The sequence below is a fragment of the Streptomyces sp. NPDC054840 genome, from assembly GCF_053611065.1.
On record NZ_JBSGZP010000642.1, the window covers coordinates 1 to 4,157 of the forward strand.

4 protein-coding genes are annotated in these 4,157 nt (G+C 69.2%); all 4 read left to right on the plus strand.

Annotated features, from left to right (window positions below; genetic code table 11):
* Positions 1 to 1,220 precede the first annotated feature (1,220 nt).
* Positions 1,221 to 1,595 carry a hypothetical protein gene (locus ACWGIU_RS31385; protein WP_189968601.1) on the plus strand — a complete coding sequence of 125 codons (375 nt, stop codon included), beginning with the start codon at positions 1,221 to 1,223 and terminating at the stop codon, positions 1,593 to 1,595.
* A gap of 189 nt (positions 1,596 to 1,784) precedes the next feature.
* Complete coding sequence (locus ACWGIU_RS31390; RefSeq protein WP_453711506.1) at positions 1,785 to 2,144, plus strand: ArsR/SmtB family transcription factor; 360 nt, start codon at positions 1,785 to 1,787, stop codon at positions 2,142 to 2,144.
* A 688-nt stretch (positions 2,145 to 2,832) separates the two neighbouring features.
* Positions 2,833 to 3,174, plus strand: a complete 342-nt coding sequence (locus tag ACWGIU_RS31395; protein ID WP_453711507.1) for an ArsR/SmtB family transcription factor — start codon at positions 2,833 to 2,835, stop codon at positions 3,172 to 3,174.
* Positions 3,175 to 3,248: 74 nt separating this feature from the next.
* On the plus strand, positions 3,249 to 4,157 hold a 909-nt coding region (locus ACWGIU_RS31400), incomplete at its 3' end, for a SulP family inorganic anion transporter (protein WP_453711508.1).

The window sequence follows — 4,157 nt, forward strand, 5'->3', positions numbered from 1 at the left end:
GACCTCGGGAGTCCTGAGGAGTAGTGCACGACGGCGCTGTCGGCCGGGCCGAAGCGTTTCGTGCAGCGGCGGCGGCGATCCGCATGCGGAGGCTCCGGTCCACCCCCTCCGGGTCTCAACCGGACGAATGTCCGCCGGAGGGGCCGTAAGATCTTCGCCACTTTCCGCTGCGGGCCTTTGGTCGCTGCACTGCCCGCCCCAGCGCTGTCATTCGCCCTCGTCGCCTGCAAAACGGCTGGTTGCGATCTCTTGGTTTTGGGGTGGTGGTGGGGGAGAGGCAGTGTGCCTTGGGGCGTTGCCCCTGGTAGCAGGCCGTTCTCCAGCGTCCGGTCACTGTGACTGCCCGCCCCACCACCGCTTGCGGGGCTCGGACTCCGCCTCGCCAGGGTCGCCCACGCCTGGCCGGGCACAGCCGGCCCGCCCCGAACTCGTCCTTCGGGGCGCGGCGCTGTACCGTCGCAGCGCTGCACACGCCGATACCGGTCACTGCTGTTGCCCGAGGACGACGCGGTGGCTGTCGTTCACCGCACACGGGGCGGCGGGACAGTCCTCGTGGCGGCCGACCGGTCGGTGCTCCCCTTGGCTCCGCGCTCGACAGCAGCGCTGCCCTGATCGACGTCCGGGCCGGCTGACGCACGCCCGTGGAGCAGTTCCGGTAGCGGGGGCGGGGCGCTGAGAGCCGCGCTCAGGTCGGATAGCCGATCGGCGCGATGCTGTCACCGAGCTGCGCCAGTGTCCCGACTGGGTTCACGGCAGCCACTGCATCCGGCCTTGCAGTTCTTCCGCCGTGTCCGTTGCTCGCGGGTCTCGCTCCATGGAGCTCCGGCCGCCGGCTGTCACGGCAGGGCGTACAAGTCGACCGCGACCGCGTGCCGGTGCTCCAGGAGCGCGGTCTGCAGGAGCTCCAGGCGTCTGCCCGCCGCGTGTGCCCGGACTCCCCCGAGGCCGGGGGGTGCGTGCGGGCCGGGCAGCCTGCTGTCGACGGTCCGAGCGGCCGTCCGATCGTGTGCTTGCCGCCGGGCGCAGGCCAAGTCACCGTGTGCTTTCAGCCTTGCAGGCCGCACTTCGAAGGGCTGCATGTTAGAGGATGGTGGATCGATTCCGGCGGGGATTCCCGATGCTCCCGTACTCCTGGCGGCCGGTGGGTAGCGTCTGCGGTCATCACTCGGCCGGAGTATGAGGCCGGCCGGGGTCGTCGAGAGCAGAGGGAGCGAGCACTAATGCTGACTGTTGAGACGTCTCTGAAGGAGGCGATGACCTCGATCGAGGGGAGCGTGGCGGCCGCACTGGTCGACTACACGAGTGGCATGGCGCTGGGAACGCTGGGCGGGGGCAAGGACCTCGATCTGACGGTGGCGGCGGCGGGGAACACCGACGTGATCCGGGCGAAGGTCCGCACCATGGAGATGCTGGGCCTCAAGGACGACATCGAGGATGTGCTGATCACCCTCGGCAGCCAGTACCACCTCCTCCGGCTGATCAGGGGCCGCGGGGGTAACGGCCTGTTCCTCTACATCGTGCTGGACAAGGGCCGGGCGAACCTCGCGATGGCCCGGCACCAGCTCAGGCGTATCGAGGCGGAACTGGAGCTGTAAGGGCTCCCTGTTTCCCGGCTCCCGTATGCCCATGAGTTGAAAGAATCTTCAACTCGGCACATTTGAATGTGACCAGCCAAGGGCAGGCCGGAGCCGGGAGGCAGGAGGATGGCGGGAGCAGCGGATCGAAGATCCGGCAGTGTGGGCCGACGGGCCTTGGAACGGTCGAACCCGGGTGGGAGTGTTGTCGTGCAGGTACCGCTGTACCAGGCCAAGGCGGAGTTCTTCCGCATGCTCGGACACCCCGTCCGGATCCGAGTACTGGAACTGCTCCAGAACGGCCCCGTACCCGTACGTGCACTCCTCAACGAGATCGAGATCGAACCGTCCAACCTCTCCCAGCAGCTTGCGGTACTGCGCCGCTCCGGAATTGTGGTCTCCATTCGTGAAGGCTCCACCGTCAGCTACGCTCTCGCCGGCGGCGACGTGGCAGAACTCCTGCGCGCCGCACGGCGCATCCTCACCTCACTGATCGCCGGACAGAGCGAGCTGCTCGCCGAACTCCGGCACACCGACGGCTCCGTGCAAACAGGTCCGCCCGCACTGTGACGGTCTGGCCGGCTCCGGCCACAAAAATCCGCCTTCCGGTATGCCCGGGTGCTCTTGCATCCGATCCCGGGCAGCACCCCCGTCCGGCGTCACCGAGGCGCGGCTTGGCTCGGCGGCGTCCTGCACACCTGGCCCAGCCCCAAGTAGCCGCGCCGCATCCGGCAGGAGGCGAAGCCGGCTCAAGGTTCGTACGCCGGAAGCCGTCCGCACTGCTCGGTGGGTCGGCTCTCCAGGTCACCGCGTCACCACGGCGATGACCACGGCCGGGCGAGAACCGCACCCCGGCCCGGCATCCAAGAGTGTCGAACCGCTCGTCGCTCGGGTTGAGGTCCTCGAGTTCGGAGAGCAGGTCCTTGGGTGTCGGGGTCGGCCTCGCGGGCAGCCGGGTAAAAGATCTTCTCTTCGATCCGGGTGTGGGTGGTGAGTTCTTCGATCACCAGCGCCAAGCCGCTTCTGGAGGTGCGTGAGGTCACTGACAAGACGGTGGTCGGTCAGTGCCATGGAGGCGGGTGTGTCCGCCGAGGCGGCGAGGTCGCGACCGAACGGCACCTCCACGGTCGGGTCGCATCATCCATGAATTGCAAAAGTCTGCAATTTCATAGATGCTGTGATTGTTGTGCCTCCAGACAGCCGCGGGCACAGCTCTAGGCATGTGCCCCGTTCGGGGTGGTGAGAAGGGTGCGAGACCATGCCGGTTCCGCTGTACCAGGCCAAGGCCGAGTTCTTCCGGATGCTCGGGCACCCGGTGCGGATAAGGGTTCTGGAGCTGCTGCAGGACGGGCCGATGCCGGTGCGGGACCTGCTGGCCGCGATCGAGATCGAACCCTCCGCCCTGTCTCAGCAGCTTGCAGTCCTGCGCCGCTCGGGGATCGTCACCTCGACCCGTGACGGGTCGACCGTGGTCTACGAGCTGGCGGGCGGGGATGTCGCACAGCTGATGCTGGCGGCGCGGCGGATCCTGACCGAGGTGCTGACCGGGCAGAGCGTGCTGCTGGAGGAACTGCGCGAGTCCGAGGTCCCGGCCCCGTGACCGTGAACACTGCGCTGACAGCCGCGCTCAGCCGGGTCCGCTCCGTGCTGCCGGCTCGGGCCGACTACGCGGTCATGGCCCGCAGCCCCCGCCGGGATCTCCTGGCCGGCCTCACCGTGGCGATCGTCGCCCTTCCTCTCGCCCTCGGGTTCGGTGTCTCCTCAGGCCTGGGCGCGGAGGCGGGGCTGGCCACCGCCGTGATCGCGGGCGCGCTCGCCGCCCTGCTCGGTGGATCGAACCTCCAGGTGTCCGGTCCGACCGGTGCGATGACGGTGGTGCTGGTCCCGATTGTTGCCCGGTACGGGCCCGGCGGCGTCCTCACGGTCGGGCTGATGGCCGGGGTACTGCTGATCGGTCTGGCTCTGCTGCGGGCCGGGCAGTACATGCGCTACGTGCCGGCGCCGGTGGTGGAGGGCTTCACCCTGGGTATCGCCTGCGTGATCGGCCTCCAGCAGATACCCAACGCGCTCGGCGTCGACAAGCCCGAGGGCGAGAAGGTCCTGCTGGTGGCATGGCGGGCGCTCGTGGAGTTCGTGGCATTCCCGAACTGGACCTCGCTCGGCCTTTCGGCCGGGGTCGCGGCGCTGATGCTGGCGGGCGTCCGCTGGAAGCCGGCGATCCCGTTCTCGATCGTCGCGGTGATCGCCGCGACCGTGATCACACAGGTCTTCCACCTGGACGGGGCGGCCCCGATCGGGGACCTTCCCTCCGGGCTGCCCGCCCCCTCCCTCGGGTTCCTCGACGCCTCCGCGTTCGGCTCACTGCTCGCCCCGGCGGTCGCGGTGGCCGCTCTGGCCGCGCTCGAGTCCCTGCTGTCGGCGACCGTGGCGGACGGGATGACGGTGGGGCAGCAGCACGACCCGGACAAGGAGCTGTTCGGGCAGGGCGTCGCCAACCTCGTGGCCCCGCTCTTCGGCGGCGTCCCTGCCACGGCCGCCATCGCGCGCACGGCGGTCAACGTCCGCAGCGGCGCCTCCTCCCGC

Bases quoted from the DNA above. Each gene is read 5' to 3' on its own strand.
- ACWGIU_RS31385 (WP_189968601.1), top strand. From the start codon at position 1,221: ATGCTGACTGTTGAGACGTCTCTGAAGGAGGCGATGACCTCGATCGAG.
- ACWGIU_RS31395 (WP_453711507.1), top strand. From the start codon at position 2,833: ATGCCGGTTCCGCTGTACCAGGCCAAGGCCGAGTTCTTCCGGATGCTC.